Here is a 25,441-nt window from a genome sequence, read left to right on the forward strand (position 1 = left end):
TCTCGCCCAAACTCCCACCGGCGTCTATGGAGAACGGAGCGGCCGCGCGCGAGCCTTCCTACAGGTTTGCCGTATCTGCTTGAAGCATTACGCGGCCGCGGCATCGCCGTCCGTTTACACCCAAAGCATCCAGCATGACGCGTGGGACCCAAGCGGTCCCCAAACCTCATTTCCCCGCACTCTCCACCTTGGGCTCGCGAGGCAGCGCAGGTTGTCCGGGCGGAGGCCGGTACCCAGGCTTGCGGTACGTCAAGATAGCGATCTTCTCGTGCTTGTAGGGTCGAGTTTGTCCTGGAAGTGGACATTGGTCGCGCAGCCAGTACACGTCGAACGCAACGAGTTCGTCCTCGGCACGCCCCGTCTCTTTGTGCCAGCGAAGCAAGTACTCCTTCAGCCCTTGACGAAGCCCCTTGTTCCCATCCATTCGGATGCGGTTCCAATAGTCCTGCCGAATCTGCCCAAGCCCAAGCCCGCGCGCGTCGGTCAAGTCGAGGTCTGGAGCTTCACCCGTGAACGGGTCGATGTGACGACCATCGATCGTGATCGCATCGATCGACACCGAACCATCGTCACTGATGGGGTTCGGCGCAAACATGCCCCAGCCTTGACTCATCCGCGGATACCAAATCGTGGCCTGCATGGGAAAAGGTTGCGTGTGCTTGAGAATCTTCGGAACAGCCTTGTTCTCGTTGATCGTTTGACTCACCGCGCACAAGAAAAACCACGCCACGACGAGCTCGCGCAGCCCCGCTCGCACTCGCATCGCACCCGCACCAAGCGGCGACGGCTCGCTCGCCGATACCTGCCCACGCGCTCGTGACGAAAGTCCAAACGCGCGCTCAACGGCATCACGTCGGCGCACGAGTTGGTCGAACAGAACCCCTGCAAGACCCAGCGAGACGACTCGAAAAATCGGCCAAAAAAACCGGCCCGCCGGCAGCGCACGCACAATCTCCACGAGCGCCGATCGATCGGCGAAGTCTTCTCCCGTCTGCACGTCACGCACGCGCAAAAGCGGCGGAGCGTCATCGCCTTCGGCACTCTCCTCGAACTGCAAACGTTCGCAGTTGTCGAGCCTCGCGAAGAGGCGACACAGGAAAAATGCGAGCGCCGAGCGCCGATCGTAGACGACGATCCACGTGCGCGATCGTTTGGTATACCAACGATTGAGGATCTCCCAGTGCACGGGCTGCGGGAACAAAAAGCTCCAGCAAATCATGAACCACGAGAACGGTCCGAGGCGCATCATCACGCCAAACGATCCGTGCAGGCCCGCCATGAGAAGCATCGCGAGCGGCCGCGTGATGCGCCGACCCTGGGGCGAAAGGATCAGCATCATGATGAACGCTTCGACGACGAGCACACTCCACGTGAGCAGCCGCATCAGCGACAGAGGCAAGTTCTCGCGGAACCACACCGCCAAACCCGTCACCATCCGGTCGAGGTGGAGCACGTAATGCACCGTGTCTCCATTGCGCCAAATGATCCCCGACTTGTTGATGACATTGAAATAATAAATGACTGCAATGTTCAAAATGGCCACGAGCCCGATGAGGGACACGTACGGCGATGTTTGCCAAGAAAAACTCGACTGCGTCGCATTCAAGTCGGCCGCATTTCGTTCGCGTCTTTCACGAAATGATCGCAAAAGCGCATCGACGGAAAAACGCTGCCCCGTCGGCATGAACATCGCCCAGCCCGTGAGCAGATTGACGACGACGTAGCCACCGTTTTCCACGAGCACCAAGCGATTGTCGAGGCTCGTGACGAAAATGAACGAAAGCATCGCAAAAAGCCGCGTATGCCAGCCCAGCCAATAACAAACATGGCACAAGAACATGATCGCAAACGCGACATGCACCTCGCCAATGGTCGAAAATGCATGAAAAAGGCTGAAATTGAAATGGCCGCTCGGGCGAAACAAGTGAAAATGATTCGTCAATACACCTGAATTCGAATAATAAATGCGCGCTTCGTTCCAATGCCGCAAACAATCTCCGGTCAAAAGAAACCCGTGCACGAGCCGGAAAAAACCGAGCGTGCGCGGATCCATCGTCATGTAATGGTCGCGAACCCACGCATACGCCGCGCGTAATGCCGCAAATCGCGCAGGCTTTTTCGCAGTCGGTGCCGCAGCCGGTTGATTCTGCTCCGCCTCCGCGGCGATATCACCGCCGCTCGCCACAGCCTGCTCTTGGCTCTCCACGTTGCCTCACTCCGGCCGGCGCGTCGCGTCGGGCTTGATGATCGGCAGCCGATCAATCCCCAATCGTCCGCCACGTGAATGCATGAAAATCTTGTCTCGCCCGATCAACGCTCGCATTGGAACATTCCCAGGCGCCGCAATCGAATACCGCAGCCAATACGCCTCGAAACCCGCGAGCTGCTCATCCGCCGGTTTGCCCTCGAGCGCCGGGCCACCTTTCATCAAGTAATCGCGAAATGCCTTCTGATAGGGCTCGTATTCGCGCGTGCGCACGCGTCCCAAATAATCGTTCCAAAGCTGACCGAGTTTTCGTGCATTGAGTGACGCTGGATCCACCGCTGGTTCGACACCCGTGAGCGGATCGACGCTCGCTCCCTTGCGTGTCTGACCATCGATCACGAATACGCCGTCCTCCGACGGCACATCCAGCACGTTCCACCGCCCGATCATACGCGGCCACGTGACGATCGCCAAAAGACGCGGACCTTGCGGCACTTTGAACGGCAATGGGTTTTCCTTCGTCATTTGCGCAAGCGCGGCGACGAAAAGAATCACGACGCCCGCTTCCCTGACGAAACCCGTAATAAACCGCATTGCACGCACGGCCGAAGGAACCTCGGTCGATGCCGGCTCTTCCTCGGATTCGGCGGAGTCGGCCGGCAGCGGAATGCCACATGCATTCAGTCCGCAAAGCTCGCTCACGCGCGTGCGACGAGCCGCGAACGCATTGTAAAAAACGTCCAAGATCTGCGCGATGCCCGGAAGACGCATCAAAAATGCCACGGGCGAAGAAAAAGGCATTACGCGCACGATCTCCGCAATCGCCGCGCTCTTCGTGAACACCTTGCCATGGGCGTCGACCACGACGACGCTCGTCTGCACGAGGTCCGCCGTCACCGCCGCGGGCAAGTCTGCACGATCGATCGAGCCATCCGCTTTGCGACGCGATAGGCCTTCGAGGTCGTCGTTGCCCTGAAATACGAGCAAGCCCCGCTTATCGAGGCGTTTGCAGAGGCGCGCCGTCCACATGCAAATGCCGCAATCCACGTCGTAAATGACCGTGCGCAAACGCGCCGGCGAAAACCGATTCTCGAAAAGCTCCCAGCTTTCCCTCGGTACGAGAAGCGTCGCCGCTGCGAGCAGCGTCCACGCATAAAGCCCAAAAGAAAAGAAGAGGCCCAGCACCAGTGCATAGACGACGAGCAACCCCGTCGCGAGTCCGCGCGTCACTCGCCGCGCCACGGGGATGAAAATGAGAACCGGCACGGCCCATTCGACGGCGACCAGGAAAAACGACAGCGCACGCAAAAGACCCGCAGGAGCCGTTCGCATGGCCGTGCCCAGATCGCTCGCCCAGCGCTCGACGAAAAGCGCCTGATGCAGCGCATGCCCCGCTTTCCACGCATCCGAGCGATGCCAAAGCGCCGACGAAATCAGAATGAGGGCAATCTGAAGCGTGACCGCCAATGCCGCGAGCGACATTGGAGACCAACCGGGCGATCGCGCAGCGTTGATTTCCGCATCGCTCGGCGCGCTTCGATCATTCAATTCCGCCGCGGTCTTCTCGTCGCGCATGCCAATCGTTGCGAGGCATTCGTCGATGGAGTAACGACTCCCGAGCGGCAAAAACAGCGTGAAGAAGACGAGCGCCGCGGCGGCGTAATTGCCCGGGTTTTCGAGCAATATGTTGCGCGACCCGAGGCTCACGAGACACGCGAGCGACAAGGCGTGAAAGACACGCGTTTTGTACCCTACGAGAAAACCAATGTAGACGAGCAGGAACAGGGCGAACGCGAAATGGTTTTCCCCGGGCGTCGTAAACGCATGGAGCACGCTCCATACTTGGGTTTTGTCGCGCAGATTGAAGATGTGGTTGTGGTTCGGAAGAACGCCGTCGTTCGAATAAAAAACCTTGAGCCAGGTCCAGCGACGAAACAAATCGCCAATCAGCACCAAGGCCATGGCGATACGGAACAGACCAAGCGAACGAGCATCGATTCGAACGAAACTCTCCAAAATGCGCTTACCCACTTCAATCCTCGACCTTGAACCCGTACGCTTCTTCGTTCTCGATGAGCGGCACGCTGGGTTTGCGCAGCAAAATGGTACGCACCGCCCAGAAATCGCCAAAAATGCGGTATTGCAGTGCCGTTTTATCGAGATAATCGACGCCCGCCGAACCACCCGTCCCGGTCCTTCGGCCAATCACGCGTTCGACCATGCGTGCATGACGCTGGCGCCAAATCAACATCTGTTGTTCGACCGCAAGCACCAAATCGACGACTTCACGTGGCCAGGTGAGCCGCGGCAATTCGCGATAACTCTCCAAAAATACGATGGCTGCACGTACGCGTCGCCGAAGTGCCCGAGATTCGTCATCGAGCTCGGGCTCGTCCTCGGCCAGCAAAAATCGTTCGGCAAACTTGATTTCCGCGCGATAACGTTCTTCGAGCCTCGCAATGTCTTCGGACGTCAGCGCATTTTGCTTTGCAAGCTCGATGCGGTTTTTGATTTCCGCTTCGTGCGCTTTAATGAAAGCTTTCGCAAACCGATCCGCGGACTCTTGCGTCGCCTCCCCATTGATGGGTGTTCGACTGAGCCACTCGTAAAGCAGAGTTTTCAAACTGGGACCACTCTCCATTCGCTTCTTCACGCGAGCGAGCGATGGAGACGGCGAACCATCGGAAGATTCCAGCGCCTTGAGAAAACTACCCTCGCGACCCATGGGCAAACGCATGTTGTCTTCGAGTCCTAAAAAAACCTCGATCTCCCGAAGTTGCGCCGATTGAAATCCGCTCGCCGGAATCAGACGATCGCGAAAACCGAGATAATCCCGTGTCGTCAGCGTCTCCATCACGCGAAAGTGCGGAATCGCTTGTTCGAACAGAGAAACCACGCGACGGAGTGACCGAGCTGCATTCGCAAGCTCGATGTCCGGCACCGGATTTTGACGGAACACGTTTCGCGCCGTCTCGAGCTCTCGGAGGACGAGCTTGAACCAAAGCTCGTAAACCTGATGAACGACAATGAACACGACCTCGTCGTTCGGTAGAGCGCTCTCGTCGTTTTCGAAGCCGCCCTGCAAAGACAAGAGCTGCTCCGTCTTGATGTAGTCCCAGTAGTTGCGCATGCCTAGGCGCGCAGTCTACTGCCGACTCGCAAAAACGGAAGCACGAGCGCACGTATCAAAGTGCGTCGTTCCGTAACGTTTGTGCGGCGATCACGGCTCGATCATCGTCGCGCCAGGTGGACCGATGAACACGGGCGGACCGTAACTCCGAAGCTCCGCTCGCTCGTGCTGCATTCCCGCATCCACATCGAGAACGACGATGCCTACATCCGGACAAAACGTCGTCGTGTAGGTCGCTCGCACATCACCCCCACGCTCTTCGATCGTCACGACACAATTCTCGAATCGGCCTGCAGCCACCGTGATCGCTGCGCCTACCGTTTCGATACGGGAAATCCCACCATGCTCGCCACGCCAAGTCGTTCCAACGGCGAGCGGCGTCTTCAGCACGAACGCGGCCCCTCGATCGACGAAAGCCACGCCCTCGCGCATGTACGAAAAGTGCCGCGCTCCTCGGGGCACGACGAGCTCACCCTCCGCGGCACTGATGCGTCGAGCTCGCACGATGAGCGTGTCGCGCCGGCCATCATCGTTCGTGGTGTCGTAGACCCAGCGATGATCATGAACGATCGGAAAATAGCGCTCGATCGGCAAGCCGGACGAAACACCCACCATGCCGTCGCTCGGCCGATTTGCAGGCGATGGCGTCGTCGCTTGCCCGCAGGCTGCGACGGCGAAGAGGACCGGACAAACCCACGCAACCTTCACGGCCCAAGCCGATGCGTGAAGTACCAAATGGAAAAGAACACGAGCAGGAGCGACGCGATTGCAAGCAAGTATCGCGCGAGCGGATCGGGTTCGAGGCGCCGAAGCAAGTCTTCCGCTGCTTGTCGAACCGCGGGTTTGGTGGTGGTCGAAATGAGCTTCTGCGCGCCTTCACGGACGCTCAGGTAGTCACCTCGCTCGAACGTTTCGAGCAGTGCATCGAGCGTCTCGTCACGCGGATATCGCTGCGCAAAAACGGGCACGCCTTCGCGCGGCTTCGCCTTCTTCTTGCGCTTCTTGCGCAGAGCAGCGGCGTCCTTCGTTTTCTTCGGCGACGCTTGTTCACCCGCTTGTTCGCTCGCTTCGCTCATCCTTCACCTGACCGTTCGGTCGAGTTGATCTTGGGGCCGATCTCGCCACGGAACGAACGGCTCACCCTCACCATGCACGACGCACTGGAGAGCGTCACACGCTGTTCGATAATACGCCTTCCTGCCACATCCGACGGCTTTGTACTTCCCGCCCCACTCTTCCGCGACGCGAATGTCGTCCTGTGGGCAATCGAGGTCTTTGGCGGCATGCACGCGCACCAGCGGCTCGGCAGCGTTGCGTACCAAGCAACCGACCGCGAAGAGAGAAAACAGCGCAAAGAAGAGTTTGTCGCGCATGGCTCAGAACTGAAAATACACGAACGGCACGGCATTCACCCCGGCTGCTTCGTGCAAAACGACCGCGACGACGAAGAGAAGCAGACCCTGCGCCGGCGCAGGCATCATCGAGAAGCGAGCGCGAGCTGCATCGTAGACGGACTTGGGCGTGAAGTGCGTGGCCAAGGCAAACGCGAGTAGGATCGCGATGATAGGCGGCAAGTTGGGATGGAACGTCGTTCCGGTCGTGATTTGCCGCAGGACGCGCAGCGCGTGCTCGAACGTTGGTGCTCGAAAGAATACCCACGCCAGGCACACGTAGTGGAACGTGAAGAGCACGCCGATCGGCGCTGGCAAAAGACGCTTCTTCGCCTGCTTGCCGTCACCTCGCCGCTCGACCGCGCGCGTCACGGCGAGGCCTGCGCCATGCAAGAAGCCCCAGAACACGAACGTCCACGAAGCGCCGTGCCAGAGGCCTCCGAGGAGCATCGTGAGCATCAAGTTGCGGTACGTGAGCAAGCTCGAACCGCGGTTGCCTCCGAGGGGGATGTACAGGTAGTCGCGGAGCCACGTCGAAAGCGAAATGTGCCAGCGGCGCCAGAAGTCCGCGAGGTTTGTCGCGATGTACGGCGCGTTGAAGTTCGGGGGGAAACGCACGCCGAGAAGCAGCGCCGAACCGATCGCGATGTCCGTGTAGCCCGAGAAGTCGCAGTAGATTTGAACGGCGTACGCGTAGACGCCTGCAAGCACTTCCAGCGCGGAAAAGTTCTCCGGACGCTCGAAAACGCGATCGACGAGGTGAACGGCGAGTTGATCCGCGAACACGACCTTCTTCAAGAGCCCGATCGCAATGAGGAAGAGCCCCTCGCCACCGTCCTCACGCGTGAGCACCGGGACTGCTTCGAGCTGCGGGAGCAAATCACGCGGGCGAACGATTGGACCTGCAACCAAATGCGGGAAGAACGCCACGAAGAGCAGGTACCGGAAGTAGCTGCGATGCGGCGGCATGTCGCGCCGGTACACGTCGATCACGTAACTCATCGACTCGAACGTGAAGAACGAGATGCCGACGGGCGGAAGCAGCACGCGTAGCGTGTCGCTCGTCGTGACAGGGGCGCCCGTCAGCCACGAAGAGACGACCTCTACATTCTCGATCGCAAAGTTCCAGTACTTGAAAAACCCCAGAAAACCGAGGTTCAGAACGACGGTGATCGCGAGCAGAAGTTTGCGTCGTGAAGGATCTTCTTGTTTGGCGATCGTACGAGCGAGAAAGTAATCGACCGTTGACGAGCCGAAGATGAGCGGCAGATAGCGCCAGTTCCACGCGGCATAAAAGCCGTAACTCATCGCCAGGAGGAAGATGATGCGCGGCCACGACGCGAGCAGTCGTCCGCTTGCGGTGCCGAACGAAGGGCGCAGCGTCGCCAGCGACCATGACCCGACAAACGCGACCGCGAAAAAAACCGCGTACTCGATGCTGATGAAGTTCACGCGAGGGCCGCATGTTGAACGGCGCGGGCGGTCGTGCCAAGAATCAGAACGATGTTTGCACGCCTGATCGTCGGGATCTTCAAAGGGCTCGTCGTCGGCGGGCTCATTGGTTTTGGCCTTTTGAAGCTGGGACTCGGCGTATTCACGCCCTGGTCCGTTCTCGCGTTTGTCTTTGCTGCCGTGACGGGGATCGTGATCGGCTTGGTTGCTGGCAAACCGATCTGGGCGAAAGACGCGAAAATCGAAGCCGGGATGAAAGCGGCCGTGGGTGCGCTGCTCGGCGCTGGCCTCATGGCAATCCTGCAAAAATGGATGCCGGGGACGGTGCCGAACGATCTCGCCACCGCGCTCGGTGCTGCCGCCACAGACATTCCCATCAAGTCGTTTTCCGTGACGTCGCTGGCCATCGTCGCGGCCCTCCTCGGTGGCTTCTACGACGCTGACAACACGCCGGAAGCCGACGAAAAGCGTGCGGAAGTCGTGGAGAACGTTTCACGAAAAGCCGATGCCAAGAAACGCATCGCGGCGTCGAGTGATCAAGAAGAGCTCGGGCTCGAGGACGAAGAGAGTCAGTCGGCAAGCGACAAAAAGGCGAAAAAGTAGCCCGTGCCGGTTGCGCGGATCCTGTTTTACACGGCAACCATCGGCGCCCTCGCGCTCGTCGCTCGTTCGCTCCTGATCGCTCCCGTACCCACGTGGGTCACGATCTCCGTGCTCGCGGCGTACGTCACGCTGCTTCTCTTGGGCGTGTTTTTCCTGCGACTCCAAATGTTCGTCGATGCGGTTTGTCACGGAACGGATGACGCCCGCGGTGTCGCCCTCACGTTCGACGACGGACCTTGCCCCATCCACACGCCCCAAGTGCTCGACATGCTCGATCGCGCTGGCGTCAAAGCAACGTTCTTCGTCATTGGCTACAAGGCCGAGGCACACCCGGACATCGTGCGTGACATCGTGAAGCGCGGGCATGTCGTCGGCTCGCACGGATACGCGCATAGCCGAGCCTTTTCGATGCTCTCCAAAGCCGCCGTACGTCGCGACATCGAACGATCACTCGTTTGCATCGAAACGATTACCGGCTCGCGCCCGGCGCTCTTTCGGCCACCCATCGGGCACACCAACCCGCGCATTGCAAAAGTCGTGGAAGAGCTCGACTTGATCGTCGTTGGCTGGTCCGTCCGCGCACTCGACGGAGTCGCATCGGCAGATCCGGATCGCGTTGCGGGACGCGTGGTCCCGAAGCTCGAAGACGGTGCCATCGTGCTGCTTCACGACGCTGCAGAACACGATGATCGCACGCCTGCAAGCATCGAAGCTTTGCCCAAGATCCTCGACGCGATGGACCGGAAAAACCTGGTTGGCGTGACCGTCACGTCGCTGATGGAGCAATCGGAAGCGTAAACACGAACCGTGCTCCGACCGAGCCTTCTTCGAGGGCGATGGTGCCACCCGCACCTTCGAGCAGCCCGCGACAAACCGCGAGCCCGAGCCCTGTTCCCTTGCCGATTTCCTTCGTCGTCGTGAACGGCTCGAACAGGCGATCACGAATTTCAGGTGCGACGCCTGGTCCGTTGTCTTCGATCTCCACGCGTACGCCCTTGGACGAACGCGACGCACGAATGTCGATGCGACCCGCAGCAGACGGCACGGCATCTGCCGCGTTGAGCAGCAAGTTCAGGAGCACTTGCACGAGGTGTTCTTCGGACAGCGTCACGAGCGGCAGGTCACGCTCCACATCGAGTCGAATCTCGACGTCGCGCATGGCCTTTTGAGGTCCAAGCAATGCGCGCGCCGTATCGATCGCTTGCTCGATCGATCCGGGCGTATCCACGGTCCCCGCTTCGTTCGACGCTGTTGCGGGACGAGCGAAGTCGAGCAAGTCGCGCAAGATGCGATGGATACGCTCGGTCTCGCGCTTCATGCGCCCGAGAAAATCCTTCTGTTCGGCTTCGTCGAGGCCGCCGGCGAGCAAGATGTCTTCCAGGCCCAAAATGGCGGCGATCGGATTGCCAATCTCGTGCGCGAGTCCCGCTGCCAATCGTCCCACGGAAGCGAGACGTTCGGAGCGTACGAGGCGAGCTTGGGCCTGCTCGAGCTCCTTCGCATAGCGCGTGGCTTCATCGATTTTCGCGCGGAGTTTTTCTTCGTCGGCCCGCAGCCGTTCGGTCATCTGCGACAAACTCGTGCCCAGGGCCGACAGCTCACGCGCGCCTCCGCGGGGCACTTCGAGCCGCCGAGCACCGTCGGCAACGCGGGCTGCTGCGCGCGAAAGTTTTTCGATGGGATCGACGACGAGGCGTGTCATCGCGATGTACATGAAGACGAGCAAGCCGAGCGCGAAGATGCCCATGTAGAGCGCAAGCAGTCGCATGAGCGGCGCGCTTGGAATGACGCCCGCCATGCTGGCTCGCGTGAGGCTTGCGACGGCGAAGAACAAAGGCAGGAACGCCAGAACGAGGAGCGTGGCGAGGGCGATGAGGAGCTGGAGCCTGATGCCGGGGCGCACGCGCGCAGCTTATCCCGATTGTCCAAGAACTGGGCCATGCGCGAGCCCTTCTGATACGGCCCGATGCAGCAAGCATGGCCGCCCTCGCGCACTCCCTGCTCCAACTTGGTCGCGTGACGTTCACCGCGATCGTGTCGCTCGCGCTCGCTGCTTTCGTGGTGTTTTCGACGGCGACGTCGACGCCGCTGTGGGCAGAAGCGATGGCCGGCGCGGTGCTCTTCACGATGGTTGCGGCGCGCGTATCGAGGCGAGCGCAGGCGATCGACGGCACGTTCAGACACGACCTCGAAGTGGGCATGCTCTTCGTCGTGCTCGTCTACGCGATCGTGACGCGTGGCGACGGCAAGCTCGACGGTGCGCTGTATCCGCTCGTGTACGTGTGCGTGGGGCTCGTGAGCGCGTTTGCGCGACCCGCAGCGGCCGTGGGCGGTGTGCTCTTCGCACTCGGCCTCGACGCAGCTCTACGTTACTGGGGCATGCGCCACGGCAGCGTCACGCGCTTCATCTACGCCGGCGCGTTCATGACCATCTTCGCGTCGCTGAATGCGCTCGTGTTGCGCGGTGAAATCAGCCGCGTACGCCGAGCACTCGAAGCACGCGTCAAGGTCGAGGTGGACAAACTGCGCGACGATGCGCGGAGTTATCGTCTCCACACGCCGGCGAATGCGCGTGTCGTTGTGCGATCCAACGAAGATGAACGACTCGTTCGTTCGGGCGTGGAAGAAATTCATCAATCGGTCCTGTTTGCGCTCAGGCTGCTCCGTCAAGCGATGGACCTGCACACGGCCGTGCTGCTTTGGCAAAACGATGCGGGCACGCAACTGCGCGTGAGTGAGCTTTCGACCGACGATCCGAACGTCGTCGAAGGCCCGTTTCTCGCGGGCGATGGAATCTTCGGCGCGACGATCACGCAGCAGTCGACGGTGTCGCTCAGCAAGCTCAAGCCCAGCTACAAGCTGCCGTATTACGTGGGCCCATGCCCCGTGCGCTCGGTCCTCGCGCTGCCGGTGTTCGAACACGACGCGCTTCGAGGCGTGCTCGTCATCGATCGCAAGTCGGACAAACCTTTCGATGCGCGTGAAGAAGAGCTTGCTAGAGAGGCTTGTCGTTACGCAGTGCGTTCGATTCAGAACGAACGCGTCTTCGTGCAGCTCGAACGAGCGAAGGTCGAGCAGGGCAAGTTGTATCGAGCCGTCGAGCAACTGAATGCGGCGATCAGCGAATCGGAGGTCGTCGATGCGGGTCTTCGCAGTGCACGCGAAATCACGAGCGTCGACTTTGCTGCGGTGACGCTTTACGACGAAGCCCGCAAGACGCACGAGATTCGCGCCGTGAGTGGTAGCGATGAGCCGGGTTTGGTGGGCGAGTCTTTCCGGACGAACTCGGGTCTCGTCTCGATGGCGCTCGAGAACAAGCATCCGCTTCCGCTGCGCGGGGAATACGACGAGAAGCGTCAGGTGGTGTTCACACGCAACGTCACGCCGCCGAACATGCCCTCGATCATCGTGCTGCCGATGCTGGTGCACGATCGACCGCTCGGTACGCTCGTGCTCGGTTCGCGTCGTCCACGCGCGTTCGGCGATGCAGCGCGCAGCATGTTGGAAGTGCTCTCGAGTCACGTGGCGGTGTCGCTCGCCAACGCTCGCATGATGCGGCGCCTCGAAGAGCTCGCGACGCTCGATGGGCTCACGGGCTTGCTCAACAAGCGAGCGATGCTCGAGGTTGCCGATCAGAAGATCAAGGCAGCCAAGCGGTTTGGTCGCAAGCTCAGCGTGCTCGTGACCGACATCGATCACTTCAAGAAGGTCAACGACACACACGGGCACGATGCAGGCGATGTCGTCATCAAGGGTCTTGGCGAGATTCTGCGTCGACAAAGGCGATCGACGGATGCGATCGCTCGATTTGGCGGCGAGGAATTCGTGGTCATTTGCGAAGAGACGGATGCGCGAGGTGCGGAGCTGCTTGCGGAGCGCGTGCGTGTCGAGCTTGGCAAGACGACATTTCATGCGCCGAAGGTGGGAGCCGATGGTCAGCCGGTGACGATTCGCGTGACGTGTTCGATTGGTGTCGCGACGTTTCCCGAAGCTGGGGACACGTGGGAAGATTTGTTCAAGGCAGCGGATGAAGCGCTCTATGTGTCGAAGCGCTCGGGCCGAAATCGAGTCACGGTGTACGCATCGACGCAGCGCGCTCCGAGCTCGAAGGCGCAGCATGCGGCGTGAAGCGGCGTAACGCTTGCGGGCACGGTGGCGTAGGCGCATACACTCGATGTCATGGGAACGCGCGACGATCAGGACGACAGGGACGAAGCCGAGCGAGCGAAGCAGCATTTCGTGCAGGGGTTGGGGCTTCTATTTCGAGCGGCTGGGGAAGCGGCCGAGGGGCTTCGGAAGGGCATCGACAAGAGTGAAGTGGGCAAGCAGCTCGATGTTGCGGGGCGTGAGCTTTACCGCGCGGCCAATCACGTCGTGAGTCGACTGGGGACGGAAGTCTTTTTTGGTCCGAACAAGGACAAGGAAAAGAAAGACGACGAGGACAAGAAGTGGGGAGATGATCCGCCGCGATATGCGCCTGGGGAAAAACCGAAGGGACCGACGAAGGAGGACCCTGGTTTTCGCATTGCGACGGACGACGACGAACCGAAATGAGGAATCGGTTTCACTGAAGGGGAGCCCGGTCGCAGGCCAATTTTTCTGCGCTCGCGGGACCCCGAACTCGCCCGCTTCGCGGGCTCAAACAGCGGGGTCCCCCCCGCAAGCGCAGAAAAATTGGCCTGCGCCCTCAAATCCATTGGGGCCGAACCCAATTCAATTAATTGGGGCCAAGCTCAATACTCGAAGCCGCTCTCCCCAATGAATTCCCGCAAAATGGACGTTGGCGGAACGTGATCTGGATAAATGGTCACGAATTTATCGATGAGTTGTCGTAATCGATATGCCGTAGCGAACGACGGATGCTCCTGGGGCACTTCGAGCAAATACCGATCGGCAAAAACTTTGATGACACTGAGCTCGTAGACGAGCGACGAATCGAAGATGGCATCTGCCTGGGCAAGGAACGGGAAAATGTGATTTTTTTCTCCCGCGCGTACCGATGGCCAGCGCAGAATGTTGGACGCTGCATTGTAGCCGCGCGTATGCCTATCACGCACGATGCGACGCAAAAGCCGCATGTCGGATACGTTGATTCGGTTCATGTTATCGAACGGCAATGCCGTCATGGGTTGAATGAATACGCGAAAGATTCGCTCGCGCTCGAGGATCGAATCGAGCAGCCGCGGATTCAATCCATGAATGCCCTCGATGACCAATACATCCGAACCGCGGAGCGCTACCTCGGGACCTCCGCCCGGAATGCTCTTGCCCGTCACGAAATCGTACCGCGCCGTCTTCACGGTTTCACCGGCAAAAATACGCCGCAAGTCGCGGTCGAGCATGTCGAGATCGAGCGCTTCGAGCGCCTCGAAATCATAATCGCCGTTCGTGTCGCGCCTGGTCTTTTCCCGGTCGACGTAATAGTCGTCCAATGACAAACCCACGGGGCGAAGACCACTGACGAGCAATTGGACGTCGAGCCTTTTGATGAACGTCGTTTTTCCGGACGATGACGGACCTGCTACGCAAATGGCGCGGATTTTGCCATTATCGCAAATCGCGTCGGCAATACGGCCAATCCGTTTTTCATGTAAACCTTCACTGACTCGAATGATCTCCGGTGTTTTTCCACGCACACATGCATCGTTGAATGCCCCGACACTCGTAATACCCAGCGTCGTCAGCCATGGTTCGTCCGTACGAACACCCAAATGCAACCCCGCCGGCCTCAAATATTCGGCAGATCGGTTCGACGACGGCGCCGAGCCTCCTTCGGCCTCGACCTGCGCTTCATCTCCATACCGCAGACATATGCCATCGCGGTCGACCACCAACCGGAAAGGTGCGTGCTCGATATGCCCCGCGTGCGGAAGAAGCGGCCCCATGTACAGCGCCACGCTTTCCCCTGCTCGCACCAGTTGCACGTGCCCCGCTCGCCACGTGCGCAAAAGCGCTACCAAGTCCCGCGCACCATGCTCCGCAAAATGACTCCGCGCTTCGTCCACCGTCCACAGCTCCTGCCGGAGCGCAAAGTTTGTCGCGACGAGCTCGCGCATCATCCCCTCGACCCGCTCGACCCACGTCGTCACAGGCAAACCGTTCGCACCCATCACTTCCACCGGTTGACCAAATCCAATCGATGGACCGAGACGAACGGTCGCCCTGGGATCGACACGACGCGCAGCTTCGAGCAGCAAGAGGCCGAGACTCGAGCGGTACACGCGCTTGCCTTCCCAATGCGATGCCAAGAGCGGCTCGATGTGCGCGTCCGAAAGCACGGGCATCGCGAGCGCCACCGCCTTGTTGTTCACCAGCGCCGCGACGACGCGATCGCCCCCAATTTCCGCCGGCAAGAGCGACGCCAGTGGCGTGCCCGTGCGCACGCGCTGCCATGCGTTGCCCACCGTGACGTCGACGAAGACATGACGCGGCAGCGTGCGCTCGCGAAGAAGCAGCCCCACGTTGTCCGTCATCACCGTGAGCTCGCCCTGAATCGCTTCCGCAAGCGACTCGGCGACGCGAAGCGCCAGCATCGGGTCGTCGTGACACAGTTGCTCGTATCGCTCCGGTCGCAGCCACGCGAGCTCGATGGGCGATTCCGCGATGACCGATGCACGAGCGCGCGGGCTCATCCACCGACCGAGCGTGCCGAAGTGACTGCCTTTTCCGATGCTTCCAAGATCGACGCCGCTGCGGCACAAGCGAGCCGTGCCGGAAAGGATCATGAAGACGCCGCGATCCTCGGATCCTTCTTGTGCGAGCACCGCGTGCGGTCGAGCGCGAGCCCGTTCCAAGTACGGAACGACTCGGCGCACGTCATCCACGCCGATGCGCGACAGCAGCGCGCCCTCTGCTGCGAGCTCCGCGGCCTCGTCGATGGTCAGTGACTCGGATGGAAAAAGCAGTGTCGACGTCATCGTGCGGGCGGCAGACTAGCTTTTCACCTAGCCGCTTGCTCGCTCCTGCTGCGCCGTGAACTTCACCCGCCCAGTACGGCCGAGAGTATGCTCTGCTTTTCGGCGATGGCGCTGCCCCCTCTGCCACGAATCGAGCTCGTTCGAGAGTCCGTGAGCCGCTCTGAGGAAAACTCGGCGAACGCCTTTCTTCATGTCGAACGATCCGTGCTCCGCGCCCGGTTCGAAAATGGCGAGCCGAGTAAGCCTTTCACGTACGACATCGTCGCGCGCGAGCGGCTCGATGCCGTCGTGATCGCCGCCCACTACGTGGACGAACAAGGTCGCCCGATGGTGTATCTGCGGTCCTCGCTGCGTCCTCCCGTTGCGCTGCGCCCGAAAGAGCAGTGGCCCATGCCGGAACGAGACGACCTTGGAGGCTTGTGGGAGCTGCCGGCAGGGTTGGTCGAGACAGACGAGCGAAGTCCCGAAGGATTACGCTGCTCGGCGGCCCGTGAGCTTCAAGAAGAGCTTGGTTTCGAGGTTGAGCCTGACAAACTCACGCCCCTGGGTCCCTCGTCATTTCCGGCGCCGGGGATCATTGGCGAGCGGCACTTTTACTTTCACGTGCTCGTCGACCCAGCGCGCCGCGCTTTGCCATCGGAAGATGGATCGGTGCTCGAGCAAAACGCGACGATCGTGGCCGTGCCGCTCGACGAAGCGCTCGACCTCGTACGAGCTGGCGTGATTGAAGATGCAAAGACCGAATTGGGCCTGCGGCGTCTTGCGGAGATGAAAGAGCGATGAACGGCCAGGCTCCAGCATCCTCGAGTGCGGCCTTCGCGTCGGCGCGGCCGAAAGTCGCGGTCATCGTCAAGCGATCGGCATTTCAGGAACGTGTCGAAGAGCAAAAGGACGCGCGCATCCGTCGTTTGCTTGCTGAGGGCGACCCTTCGGTCGCTCGCCTCCGCGCGTCACACGACGAGCACGAGGCGACGCTGGGCGAGGTGCTTGCAACGCTCTCCGTGCTCGGTGTGGACGTCGCGTTCATGGGTCGTGCGGGCGAATCGTTCGATTCGAGCGGTCTCGATTTGGTCGTCACGGTGGGCGGTGACGGCACGCTCCTGAGCGCGTCGCACTGTGTTGCGGCTGTTCCCATCTTGGGCATCAACAGCGCGCCCTCGCACTCGGTCGGGTTTTTCTGTGGAGCTCGTCGCGGCAGCGTCGCGGCGGCCATTGGGCGAGCGCTACGTGGCGAGCTTCGGCGCGCCGTGCTCACGCGCATGCAAGTTCGTCAAAACGGCCAGGTCGTGCATGCACGCGTGCTGAACGATGCGCTCTTCTGTCACATCTCGCCGGCGGCAACTTCGCGTTATCTCGTGCGTTTTGGCGGCGTCGAGGAAGAGCAGAAGTCGAGCGGATTTTGGATTGGTCCTGCTGCGGGTTCGACGGCTGCCCAGCGTTCTGCGGGCGGACGCGTACTTCCTTTGACGTCAAAAGACTTGCAGCTCGTCGTGCGCGAGCCGTATACGCCGCATGGAGAGCACTACGAGCTCCGTCGCGTGCTGGTTCCAGCAGGACAAACCCTCGTCGTGCGCAGCAAGATGCATGAAGCAAAGCTCTTCGTGGACGGGCCGAATCGTTCGGTGGACGTGTGCTTCGGCGATGTTCTCGAGTTCGGCCAAGCGCCAGAAGAGCTTACGGTTCTCGGCATTTCGCCGAAGCGTCGCTGGGGCAACCAGCGAGCGAAACGAGTGCTCGGCGAAGACACTTCCGGTCGAAAATCGGCGCCCTCGGAGTGAGTTTGTCCGCGGAGTAGGGTGCTTCGAGCCCTCGTCTGCAACCAAAATCATGCTGGAAGCGCCCGGATTGACCGTTCGTTGGCTCCTGCGGGGCGACGAGGTGGGCACCTGGATCCGTGTGAGATGTTCGCGATCTGCTTGTTTTTGCGGCGATCGTGAGCACGAAGATGCGCGATCGCGAGTCTTCGTGAACGTGCGGTGCTCCAAAATGTCGACATTTCCCCTTGAAATTCAAGGGTTTTGGGGGACTGACTCGGCCGAGAAGAACGGGCGTCGCGACGTACCATGAGGAGCGTGGCCCCTATTTTTGTCGTGCGGAATGAACATCGACGCTGGACCTGACGCGTTCCTTGTGGTTGTTTGGGCCCGCGAGACCGGCAAATCTCCCGGAGGAAAGTCATCATGGCCAAAGCAAAGTCCGAATCGAAGAAGCCCGCATCGATGAGCAAAAGCGCCCTTCTCAATGCAATCGCAGAGAGCTCTGAAGGCGTGACCCGCAAGCAGGTCAAGCTCATCCTCGACAACCTCGCGCAGATTGCGTACCGCGAGCTCAAGAAGAACGGCATCTTCACGATGCCCGGCTTCGCGAAGTTCCGCGTCGTCAAGAAGCCCGCCACCAAGGCTCGCGAAGGCATCAACCCCTTCACCAAGCAAGCCATGACGTTCGCTGCCAAGCCGGCCAGCAAGTCGGTTCGCGCGCGCCCCATCAAGGCGATCAAAGACGCGATTGCGTGATTCCCCAAGAGCGGGCGCATCTTGCCCCGCTCAATCGATTGACCAGCAAGCTCGCTGGCCAATCACCCGCCCCAATCATCCCCACCCATCTGCAAATGGCGCATACCGGCGATCACGATCGGCGCGTATGTCCAAAGCGATCGTCAACAGCTCATCGAGCTTCCCACCTCGAAGCCGTTCGAAGGTCAGCTCCGAACGATCCAGCCCCTCGTTTTCGGCTTCTTCCACCGAGCTTGCGAACACCGTTCCACCTTCGTGATTGCCTGCGGGGATGAATTGCACGAACGGATCGGGTGATCGACGAAGCATGCCGATCAATCGATGCGCGCTCTCGCGATCCCCAACCAGCTCGGGGTGAAACGCGGCCATCACCGGAGGGCTCTCCAAGTGGCCTCGAAGCGATGCGACGAGCGTCGATGCGAAGCGCTCGAACACGTTCGCCGGTGGAAGCGCGAGCGGAAAGACCACATGCAGCACGGGACTTTTCGCTTCCACGATGGCCGCACGCGTCGCGTCATGATCGGGCTCGCGATCGAGCATCACGCAGAACTTGCCAAACGCGACGTCCACATCGCGCGTGAACGGACAGAGCGCGAATTGCTGCACGATTTCCGTCGCGTAGCGCTTGTGCACATGCAGCACCTCGGCAGCGAATGCGCGAGCGTGCGGATGTGATGCCAACTTGCCGCGAATCATCGGCTCGAGCGAAGCCATCTCGTCGTTCCTTCCTGAAGTCGTTTGCGCACGTCATGCGCTGGGTTTGTCCGCGCGTCATACGGCCACGACGCACCTTGGCATGGCACAGGCCGTGTGGCTGGAATTACATGACCGTTTTGTGAAAGACCGCGTTTTCCCTGATCTACCGCGGTGAGCCAGAGTGTTTGCAACGCGAGCGAGGATCTTGTCCGCGTACGTCCGGGAGGCGTGGTACTTTCCGCCGCAATTGTGGTGAGTTGAAAGGAGGACGCGTGCAGGAGACGGCCAAGCTCACGCTCGAAAACGAGGGCAAGCAACAGACACTCGAGCTTCCGATCGTGACGGGGACGGAGAACGAGAAGGGAATCGACATCTCGACGCTCCGCGCAAAGACCGGTTACGTCGTGCTCGATCCGGCGTTCGTGAACACTGCGTCGACATCGAGCTCGATTTGTTTCATCGACGGCGAGAAGGGCATCCTGCGTTATCGCGGCATCCCCATCGAACAGCTCGGGGAAAAGTCGTCGTTTGTCGAGGTCGCCTATTTGCTCATCTACGGCGAACTGCCGAACCGCGATCAGTTGACGAAGTTCTCCACGCTTCTCACGAGACACTCGCTGATCCACGAGGACATGAAGCATTTCTTCGAGGGTTATCCGTCGACGGCGCATCCGATGGCGATCCTGTCGTCGATGGTCTGCTCGCTCTCGAGCTTCTATCCCGAAGCGATGGATGCGGACAACAAGGAGCTGCTCGACATGACGATCGCGCGGCTCTTGTCGAAGGTCCGCACCATTGCCGCGTTCTCGTACAAGAAGTCGATTGGACAGCCGTTCGTCTATCCGCAGAACTCGCTGTCGTACTGCGCCAACTTCCTCAACATGATGTTTTCGGTTCCTGCCGAACCGTACGAGGTCGATGAAGACGTCGTGAAGGTGATGAACCTTCTTTTGATTCTTCATGCGGATCACGAGCAGAACTGTTCGACGTCGACGGTGCGTCTCGTCGGCAGCGCCAAGGCGAACCTGTTCGCGTCGATCGCGGCGGGCATCTGCGCCCTCTGGGGACCGCTTCACGGCGGTGCCAACCAAGAGGTCGTCGAGATGCTCGAGGAGATTCGAAAGAACGACGGCGACGTGACCAAGGCCGTCGCGATGGCCAAGGACAAGAACTCGGGCTTCCGCCTGATGGGCTTCGGACATCGCGTGTATCGCAACTACGATCCGCGCGCGAAACTCATCAAGGTCGCGGCCGACAAGGTGCTCGGCAAACTCGGCATCAAGGATCCGCTGCTCGACATCGCCCGCAAGCTCGAAGATGCGGCATTGAAGGATCCTTACTTCATCGACCGCAAGCTTTATCCGAACGTCGACTTCTACAGCGGCATCATCTACCGCGCGCTTGGATTCCCCACGAACATGTTCACGGTCATGTTCGCGCTCGGACGTCTTCCCGGCTGGATTGCCCACTGGAAAGAGCAGAACGAGAATGCGTCCACGAAGATCGGTCGACCGCGCCAGATCTACACGGGCGCCGTCGAGCGTAACTACGTGCCGCTCGAGAATCGGTAGACGTCAAACGGGGCAGAGGTCGCACCAGCGCCTTTGCCCCGCTCTTCATCGTCGCCTGATGCGCCGCGACGAACCCTGCCCAATCAATCAGTTGATGATCGAACTGCCGAAGCTCGGAACGGGCTCTTCGTCGATCCGATCGATGGCTGCCTTCAATCCAGCCCACGTGTTGCGCAGGACATCCGGCGTCATTCGCACGGTCACGCCATTGTGCATCATGGTCACGTGAACCATGCCGCATCCGCATTGCGTGATGCGTACGGCACTGTTTGCAGTGAGTTCCTTGTGTTGTCCGCAGGGCTTTCCGGCCATCGACGATGAACCTCCCGATGCGGCACCATAGCAGCCGCAGCGTTTTCTTGTCAGCGCAAACGCGCACGAGCCGTGTGCGAACATCGCCACATGGCAAGCGGATTGCATGAGAATTGCATGAGAATTGCACAGGAATTGCCAACGAACAGCTCCTTCGTTGGGTCCACTGCGTTCCGAGGGAGGATTTGCATACGTATTGTTTCGACTTGCACTTCCGGCGTTCTTGCTCGTCACACGTGGCGGAGAGCCAACACCAACGACATCCTTTGTTACTGATGCTGCTGAAACACATCCATCTTCTGCTGGGGTTCGTCGCGACAACCTTGCTTGCGGCGTGCAGCGCTCCATCCGATCCGGCGGAAGATGCTGGTGTCGTCATCGGGGGCTGCCGATTGCCTTTCGTAGGTGATCCGAACGCCCCCATGGAGATGGATGTCATTGCTTTGGGTGCCAATGGAAAGCTCGCGACGCTCACGAACGGCTCGGACATCACGTTGATGTTTCCGCCGCAGGGGGGGCGCGTGTTGTTTGCCGGCGTGCGTGCGCGCAACGTCAACCCGTGTGCCGTGCGCATTGCCGGTGCGCTTCGCGATCCCGTCAGCAAGCAAGTGCAAATCGACAATCGCATTTTGAACTTGGAAGTCACTGACGATGGCTATGGTCGGAGCTCCCCTGGGGACATTGACGCATTTGCAAACATATTCGCGTGTCCCAATCACTGGTCCGACCAAGATCTCATGGACGCACCGTATGAATTGACCTTGACGCTCACGGACAAAGAAGGGCGCAAAGTCACCCGTGTGCTCGAGGTCATTCCGCGTTGCAACGAACCTGGCGTCATTTCCGGCTGTCGATGTCAATGCGATGCGGACTATATGCCAGGAATGCAATGCGGTGGTCTTCCGGTGGATGGTGGGCTCGAGGACGCGCCGCACGACCCATCGGATGCAGCGGGAGATTGATTGCGATGAAGCCTTCCATGACGCCATTGTTGCTGGGTTTGGTTTGTCTCTCCATAGCGATGGGTTGTTCGGATGCTCCGCCGAATCCGCCTCCGGTCGAGACGCCTGCTTGGCAAGTGGTATTCGACGAAATGAAGCTCGACCGCGCGGTGCTGAGCGTTTGGGGCAGCGGTCCTTCGGATGTATTCGCCGTCGGCGGTCCACTTGGTAATGGTCAAGAATCGCTCGTGATTCATTACGATGGGGCATCGTGGACGGAGCTTCATCCGGGCGGTACGGAGACGTATTGGTGGGTGGGCGGCACGGGGCCGAGCGATGTGTGGATGGTCGGGGAAAAGGGGCGCATCACGCATTGGGACGGGAGTGCGTTCGTCGAGCACACGTCCGGAACGACGGCGACGTTATGGGGTGTTTGGGCGGCATCCGAAGCGGATGCTTGGGCCGTGGGAGGCACGCCCGAAGGTGGGACGAATCAACCGAACGACATCGTTTTGCATTGGAATGGTTCGTCATGGTCGCCCATTACGTTGCCGAACGACGTCGTGGGTCGCGCATTATACAAAGTGTGGGGCACGAGCTCGGATGATTTGTACGTCGTGGGGGAATTCGGAACGATATGGCATAAAAAGGGCGTCGACTGGTTTTTGGAATCCAATCCACCCATTGCGATGAGCACGCTCTTCACGGTGTCGGGTTCGAGCGGCTCGGACGTGTATGCGGTGGGCAATTTCGATGTATTGCATTCCAATGGCACGACGTGGGAAAAGTTGGCAATCAATTTGACGGGTAGTGTCAATGGTGTTGCGTGCGCTTCTGCGGCCGAAGTTGCCATTGTGGGGTTTGGCGGGCTAAAACAGCGGTTTGCCCAGGGCACATGGGTCGACGATTTCTTGTCGGAGCCGCACGGTGATTTGCACGCGGTGTGGGCGGATGGCCAGGGCGTGTATTGGGCCGTAGGGGGCAACTTCGTCACGCCGACGAACGTGGGTGCGCCGCGTAAAGGCATCGTGGCGCGGTATGGGGCGGGGCGCGTGTCGAGTGAATTGAAGCAGTGAACGTGGGTCGACGTTGCTCCGCGTGTTATTCGAATGTGTGCGACAACGACAAAGCGAGTGCGAGCCCCTTGTCGAGCATTCGACGCATCCGTGCAGGAATGCTGCCACAAAGCTCCGTTAAGAACTCCTTGTCGATGGTCATTACTTGGCAGACGAGCGCCACGCTTGGGCGATCGAGACCCGTGTCACGTGGCTGAAGCACCACGTTACCGATGGCCTGCGCTCGCTTCATGTTGCTCGTGAGCGGCACAATCATGACCGTTCGGAGAGCACTCGCCGTCAGTAGATCGTCCTGCACGATCAGCACCGGTCGCCTCATGCCTGGCTCCGAACCGCGAGGTTCGCCCAAGTCTGCCCACCAAACCTCACCCCGATGCATCACCACTCCACTGCAAGAAGCGCGCGTCGTGTTCCTTCGCGGCGAAAGCGATCCGTCGCTTCGCAGGCGTCCATTTCGCTGTCGTCCACAGCAAATGCGCGATTGTAGGACGCCGTCACTTCTTGACCCAGGTGTTCGTCGAGGAACGCGCTGGCAGCACGCGCAAGCAGCTCGCTCCGGGAAATACCCAGGTGCTTCGCACGCCGCTCGAGACGATGGAACAATTCATCCGGCAGTGAGATTGCGACCTTCATGTCTCGAGTATGACTCCGGTCATACCGAATTGTCAAGCCGTGATTTCCTGGAGTCGCGCGACATTCAACCGATCGCTCGACGCTCTACCCGCCAATCGCCCTTGCCAAAGCCCGCCGTGCGGCATTCGTATGCGCAGGCGTGAACGTGCAAAAGACGACGAGCTCCACCGATGTCTTCTTGGCGAGAAAATCGAGCGTCGCCTTGGCCGCAATGGACGCTGCTTCATCGAGCGGAAATCGTTTTGTACCCGTCGAGATGCTCGGAAATGCAATCGTTCGTAATTCCGCCTTGGCGGCGAGCGCAAGGCTATTGGCATAACAAGCGGCGAGCTTGAACCGCTCGACCGTCGATCCTCCGGTCCATACCGGTCCCACCGTGTGAATCACATGCTTGGCCATGAGCGAATGCCCTTTGGTCATTTTCGCTTCCCCCATGTGGCAACCACCCAGCCCGCGGCATTCTGCCAAAAGTCCCGACCCTGCCGCTCGATGAACGTCACCGTCGAGCCCGGCTCCACCAAGCAGTGAGGGGTCGGCAGCGTTGACGAGGGCATCGACACCAAGCGTGAGGATGTCGCCCTCGTAAATCCAAATGCGCTGCGCAGGTGGCGTCGTATCGAAACGTATCGAAACGGGCGGCGATTCCTTGTCGAAGAGCTCGTCGAAGAGTTGCGACAAGCGTTGCGTATTTTGCATGGGCCTTCGATTGGCGGCAACCCATGCTTCTGAAATACGTTTGCCTCCGCTCGGCGTTGGTTCGAGCACCACCTCGTACATGGGCGTGCCCGCAGGACTACGATAAAAGTAAACGCGATTGTTTTCTGCGAAGACGAACCATGGGTCGTCGGCCGTTCGCGGTAGGATGCCCGCTTCGATTCGTGCGACCATGGCTGCGTCGAACGTCCGCGCGACCAGCATGGGCGCCCTTTCTCGAGGAAAAGGCAGCGTCTTCATGTCACCGCGTCGCGCAATGAAGAGCGCCGGCATTGCCGCGGGTGGATTGTCGATCACCGTCGAATCCATGGAAAACGGAGCATCGCCCGATGTATCTGCAGGGTTGATGAAAACATGTTGCAGAGGCTTCATGATCGCCGTCGGAACGTCGCTTGCTGGCTCCGGTTTGGGCGGCCACGACGTGTAGGATTGTCGTCTCGGTGGAGGTGCGATCTTCATGAGCGCCTCGGCCATCTCCATGGCGGACGCAAAACGATCCTCGCGGCGTTTGGCGAGTGCTTTCAACATCCAGTCGTCAATGGCCTTGGGCAAATCCGGTTTGATTTCGCTGGGTGGTGTAAACGGATATTCGGTAATGGCCGTCGCCAGGGTGAATATCGTCGGGCCATCAAAAGGTCGCGTTCCCGTCATTGCTTCGTATGCAACGATGCCCAGAGACCACAAATCGGAGCGATGATCGACCTCTTTCGGATTCAAGTATTGCTCGGGGCTCATGTATGCGGGAGTTCCGATCATGAGCCCGGTGGTCGTTTTCGTCGGCGGCGAGTCCATTTGTTTGGCAATGCCGAAATCGACGATCATGATGAAGGGTCGGCCCGCGTTGTCGACGATGAATAGATTTGCAGGCTTGACGTCGCGATGCACGATTCCCTCGGCGTGTGCGGCGACGAGCCCATCGGCGGTTTGGCCAATCAAATCGGCCACTTCCTCCGCCGGCAACGCTCCACAACGTTTGATGCAGGCACCGAGCGTCTCGCCCTTGAGCAACTCCATCACGATGTAGGGTTCATCGCCAGTCGTCACACCATAATCGAATACTTTCGTGACGTGTGGATTGCTTATGCGAGCTGCGCGTTGCGCTTCCTCTTTGAAGCGAGCTACCGACTTCTCACTGTCGGCGTATTCGCGCACCAACTTCTTGACCGCGTAGAATGACCCGAGCTTCAGGTTCTCGGCCTTCCATACTGTACCCATCGCGCCTTCGCCGATCTGGCGTACGAGTTTGAGCGTCGGTGTAACGAGTTGTCCGATGGTCATCGTAGATG

The 25,441-nt window shown here is 59.9% G+C and carries 24 protein-coding genes; 10 read left to right on the forward strand and 14 right to left on the reverse strand.

Going from position 1 to position 25,441, the window contains the following annotated elements; genetic code table 11:
- Positions 1 to 166: 166 nt before the first annotated feature.
- The 7 genes from IPM54_16500 to IPM54_16530 all read right to left on the reverse strand — a co-directional run bounded on the left by IPM54_16500 (position 167) and on the right by IPM54_16530 (position 8,179).
- On the reverse strand, positions 167 to 2,059 hold the full coding sequence (locus IPM54_16500) for an HTTM domain-containing protein (protein MBK9261391.1): 1,893 nt from the start codon (positions 2,057 to 2,059) through the stop codon (positions 167 to 169).
- Positions 2,060 to 2,212: 153 nt separating this feature from the next.
- The gene (locus IPM54_16505; protein MBK9261392.1) at positions 2,213 to 4,168 is read right to left on the reverse strand and encodes a DUF393 domain-containing protein; all 1,956 of its coding nucleotides are present in this window, start codon (positions 4,166 to 4,168) and stop codon (positions 2,213 to 2,215) included.
- A 70-nt stretch (positions 4,169 to 4,238) separates the two neighbouring features.
- Complete coding sequence (locus tag IPM54_16510) at positions 4,239 to 5,336, reverse strand: tryptophan 2,3-dioxygenase (protein ID MBK9261393.1); 1,098 nt, start codon at positions 5,334 to 5,336, stop codon at positions 4,239 to 4,241.
- Positions 5,337 to 5,426: 90 nt separating this feature from the next.
- Complete coding sequence (locus tag IPM54_16515; protein MBK9261394.1) at positions 5,427 to 6,044, reverse strand: hypothetical protein; 618 nt, start codon at positions 6,042 to 6,044, stop codon at positions 5,427 to 5,429.
- On the reverse strand, positions 6,041 to 6,412 hold the full coding sequence (locus IPM54_16520; GenBank protein MBK9261395.1) for a hypothetical protein: 372 nt from the start codon (positions 6,410 to 6,412) through the stop codon (positions 6,041 to 6,043). The genes IPM54_16515 and IPM54_16520 overlap by 4 nt, the downstream gene beginning before the upstream one ends.
- A 3-nt stretch (positions 6,413 to 6,415) precedes the next feature.
- Positions 6,416 to 6,709 (reverse strand): hypothetical protein, encoded by a 294-nt coding sequence (locus IPM54_16525; protein ID MBK9261396.1) that lies wholly within the window; start codon positions 6,707 to 6,709, stop codon positions 6,416 to 6,418.
- Positions 6,710 to 6,712: 3 nt separating this feature from the next.
- Positions 6,713 to 8,179, reverse strand: coding sequence for an MBOAT family protein (locus IPM54_16530; GenBank protein MBK9261397.1), 1,467 nt, complete (start codon positions 8,177 to 8,179; stop codon positions 6,713 to 6,715).
- 51 nt (positions 8,180 to 8,230) lie between these two features.
- Here IPM54_16530 and IPM54_16535 point away from each other — a divergent pair, with 51 nt between their 5' ends.
- Together IPM54_16535 and IPM54_16540 are read left to right on the forward strand one after the other, a co-directional pair.
- Positions 8,231 to 8,782: a hypothetical protein gene (locus IPM54_16535; GenBank protein ID MBK9261398.1), complete on the forward strand. Its 552-nt coding sequence runs from the start codon at positions 8,231 to 8,233 to the stop codon at positions 8,780 to 8,782.
- Positions 8,783 to 8,785: 3 nt separating this feature from the next.
- Entirely contained in the window at positions 8,786 to 9,580 is a 795-nt protein-coding gene (locus IPM54_16540; GenBank protein MBK9261399.1) for a polysaccharide deacetylase family protein, read from the forward strand.
- Here the strand turns inward: IPM54_16540 and IPM54_16545 are convergent.
- The gene (locus IPM54_16545) at positions 9,549 to 10,685 is read right to left on the reverse strand and encodes a HAMP domain-containing histidine kinase (protein MBK9261400.1); all 1,137 of its coding nucleotides are present in this window, start codon (positions 10,683 to 10,685) and stop codon (positions 9,549 to 9,551) included. The genes IPM54_16540 and IPM54_16545 overlap by 32 nt on opposite strands.
- Positions 10,686 to 10,759: 74 nt before the next feature.
- Between IPM54_16545 and IPM54_16550 the strand changes: the two genes are divergently transcribed.
- Positions 10,760 to 12,910 (forward strand): diguanylate cyclase, encoded by a 2,151-nt coding sequence (locus IPM54_16550; protein ID MBK9261401.1) that lies wholly within the window; start codon positions 10,760 to 10,762, stop codon positions 12,908 to 12,910.
- 111 nt (positions 12,911 to 13,021) lie between these two features.
- Positions 13,022 to 13,336: a hypothetical protein gene (locus IPM54_16555; GenBank protein ID MBK9261402.1), complete on the forward strand. Its 315-nt coding sequence runs from the start codon at positions 13,022 to 13,024 to the stop codon at positions 13,334 to 13,336.
- 179 nt (positions 13,337 to 13,515) lie between these two features.
- Here the strand turns inward: IPM54_16555 and IPM54_16560 are convergent, their stop codons facing one another.
- Positions 13,516 to 15,699, reverse strand: a complete 2,184-nt coding sequence (locus IPM54_16560; protein MBK9261403.1) for a cyclic nucleotide-binding domain-containing protein — start codon at positions 15,697 to 15,699, stop codon at positions 13,516 to 13,518.
- 105 nt (positions 15,700 to 15,804) lie between these two features.
- Here IPM54_16560 and IPM54_16565 point away from each other — a divergent pair, with 105 nt between their 5' ends.
- The 3 genes from IPM54_16565 (at position 15,805) to IPM54_16575 (ending at position 18,212) form a co-directional block, all read left to right on the forward strand.
- The gene (locus tag IPM54_16565; GenBank protein ID MBK9261404.1) at positions 15,805 to 16,482 is read left to right on the forward strand and encodes an NUDIX hydrolase; all 678 of its coding nucleotides are present in this window, start codon (positions 15,805 to 15,807) and stop codon (positions 16,480 to 16,482) included.
- Positions 16,479 to 17,477, forward strand: a complete 999-nt coding sequence (locus IPM54_16570; GenBank protein MBK9261405.1) for an NAD(+)/NADH kinase — start codon at positions 16,479 to 16,481, stop codon at positions 17,475 to 17,477. Before IPM54_16565 ends, IPM54_16570 begins: the two co-directional genes overlap by 4 nt.
- A gap of 402 nt (positions 17,478 to 17,879) precedes the next feature.
- On the forward strand, positions 17,880 to 18,212 hold the full coding sequence (locus tag IPM54_16575; GenBank protein MBK9261406.1) for an HU family DNA-binding protein: 333 nt from the start codon (positions 17,880 to 17,882) through the stop codon (positions 18,210 to 18,212).
- 75 nt (positions 18,213 to 18,287) lie between these two features.
- Here IPM54_16575 and IPM54_16580 read toward each other — a convergent pair whose 3' ends face one another.
- The gene (locus IPM54_16580; protein MBK9261407.1) at positions 18,288 to 18,926 is read right to left on the reverse strand and encodes a hypothetical protein; all 639 of its coding nucleotides are present in this window, start codon (positions 18,924 to 18,926) and stop codon (positions 18,288 to 18,290) included.
- A 254-nt stretch (positions 18,927 to 19,180) separates the two neighbouring features.
- Here IPM54_16580 and IPM54_16585 point away from each other — a divergent pair, with 254 nt between their 5' ends.
- On the forward strand, positions 19,181 to 20,479 hold the full coding sequence (locus IPM54_16585; GenBank protein ID MBK9261408.1) for a citrate synthase: 1,299 nt from the start codon (positions 19,181 to 19,183) through the stop codon (positions 20,477 to 20,479).
- Between the two features lie 87 nt (positions 20,480 to 20,566).
- Here the strand turns inward: IPM54_16585 and IPM54_16590 are convergent, their stop codons facing one another.
- Positions 20,567 to 20,791: a hypothetical protein gene (locus IPM54_16590; GenBank protein ID MBK9261409.1), complete on the reverse strand. Its 225-nt coding sequence runs from the start codon at positions 20,789 to 20,791 to the stop codon at positions 20,567 to 20,569.
- A gap of 275 nt (positions 20,792 to 21,066) precedes the next feature.
- Here IPM54_16590 and IPM54_16595 point away from each other — a divergent pair, with 275 nt between their 5' ends.
- Entirely contained in the window at positions 21,067 to 21,753 is a 687-nt protein-coding gene (locus IPM54_16595) for a hypothetical protein (GenBank protein ID MBK9261410.1), read from the forward strand.
- A 59-nt stretch (positions 21,754 to 21,812) separates the two neighbouring features.
- Entirely contained in the window at positions 21,813 to 22,808 is a 996-nt protein-coding gene (locus tag IPM54_16600) for a hypothetical protein (protein MBK9261411.1), read from the forward strand.
- Between the two features lie 25 nt (positions 22,809 to 22,833).
- Here the strand turns inward: IPM54_16600 and IPM54_16605 are convergent, their stop codons facing one another.
- From IPM54_16605 to IPM54_16615, 3 genes are all read right to left on the reverse strand, one after another.
- Positions 22,834 to 23,187 (reverse strand): type II toxin-antitoxin system PemK/MazF family toxin, encoded by a 354-nt coding sequence (locus tag IPM54_16605; protein ID MBK9261412.1) that lies wholly within the window; start codon positions 23,185 to 23,187, stop codon positions 22,834 to 22,836.
- Positions 23,187 to 23,441: a ribbon-helix-helix protein, CopG family gene (locus IPM54_16610; GenBank protein MBK9261413.1), complete on the reverse strand. Its 255-nt coding sequence runs from the start codon at positions 23,439 to 23,441 to the stop codon at positions 23,187 to 23,189. The genes IPM54_16605 and IPM54_16610 overlap by 1 nt, the downstream gene beginning before the upstream one ends.
- An 84-nt stretch (positions 23,442 to 23,525) precedes the next feature.
- Positions 23,526 to 25,433, reverse strand: coding sequence for a macro domain-containing protein (locus IPM54_16615; GenBank protein MBK9261414.1), 1,908 nt, complete (start codon positions 25,431 to 25,433; stop codon positions 23,526 to 23,528).
- Between the last annotated feature and the right edge of the window lie 8 nt (positions 25,434 to 25,441).

Source organism: Polyangiaceae bacterium (assembly GCA_016715885.1).
In the GTDB taxonomy this organism is placed as follows: Bacteria; Myxococcota_A; Polyangia; order Polyangiales; family Polyangiaceae; genus Polyangium.

Excerpts from the sequence above, each read along its gene's own strand:
- IPM54_16565 (MBK9261404.1), top strand. The coding sequence starts at position 15,805 with ATGGCGCTGCCCCCTCTGCCACGAATCGAGCTCGTTCGAGAGTCCGTG.
- IPM54_16610 (MBK9261413.1), bottom strand. The coding sequence starts at position 23,441 with ATGAAGGTCGCAATCTCACTGCCGGATGAATTGTTCCATCGTCTCGAG.
- IPM54_16615 (MBK9261414.1), bottom strand. The coding sequence starts at position 25,433 with ATGACCATCGGACAACTCGTTACACCGACGCTCAAACTCGTACGCCAG.
- IPM54_16560 (MBK9261403.1), bottom strand. The coding sequence starts at position 15,699 with ATGACGTCGACACTGCTTTTTCCATCCGAGTCACTGACCATCGACGAG.
- IPM54_16525 (MBK9261396.1), bottom strand. The coding sequence starts at position 6,709 with ATGCGCGACAAACTCTTCTTTGCGCTGTTTTCTCTCTTCGCGGTCGGT.
- IPM54_16510 (MBK9261393.1), bottom strand. The coding sequence starts at position 5,336 with ATGCGCAACTACTGGGACTACATCAAGACGGAGCAGCTCTTGTCTTTG.
- IPM54_16570 (MBK9261405.1), top strand. The coding sequence starts at position 16,479 with ATGAACGGCCAGGCTCCAGCATCCTCGAGTGCGGCCTTCGCGTCGGCG.
- IPM54_16605 (MBK9261412.1), bottom strand. The coding sequence starts at position 23,187 with ATGCATCGGGGTGAGGTTTGGTGGGCAGACTTGGGCGAACCTCGCGGT.
- IPM54_16580 (MBK9261407.1), bottom strand. The coding sequence starts at position 18,926 with ATGGCTTCGCTCGAGCCGATGATTCGCGGCAAGTTGGCATCACATCCG.
- IPM54_16500 (MBK9261391.1), bottom strand. The coding sequence starts at position 2,059 with ATGACGATGGATCCGCGCACGCTCGGTTTTTTCCGGCTCGTGCACGGG.
- IPM54_16590 (MBK9261409.1), bottom strand. The coding sequence starts at position 20,791 with ATGGCCGGAAAGCCCTGCGGACAACACAAGGAACTCACTGCAAACAGT.
- IPM54_16505 (MBK9261392.1), bottom strand. The coding sequence starts at position 4,168 with ATGGCCTTGGTGCTGATTGGCGATTTGTTTCGTCGCTGGACCTGGCTC.
- IPM54_16520 (MBK9261395.1), bottom strand. The coding sequence starts at position 6,412 with ATGAGCGAAGCGAGCGAACAAGCGGGTGAACAAGCGTCGCCGAAGAAA.
- IPM54_16600 (MBK9261411.1), top strand. The coding sequence starts at position 21,813 with ATGGGTTGTTCGGATGCTCCGCCGAATCCGCCTCCGGTCGAGACGCCT.
- IPM54_16595 (MBK9261410.1), top strand. The coding sequence starts at position 21,067 with ATGCTGCTGAAACACATCCATCTTCTGCTGGGGTTCGTCGCGACAACC.
- IPM54_16575 (MBK9261406.1), top strand. The coding sequence starts at position 17,880 with ATGGCCAAAGCAAAGTCCGAATCGAAGAAGCCCGCATCGATGAGCAAA.
- IPM54_16535 (MBK9261398.1), top strand. The coding sequence starts at position 8,231 with ATGTTTGCACGCCTGATCGTCGGGATCTTCAAAGGGCTCGTCGTCGGC.
- IPM54_16550 (MBK9261401.1), top strand. The coding sequence starts at position 10,760 with ATGGCCGCCCTCGCGCACTCCCTGCTCCAACTTGGTCGCGTGACGTTC.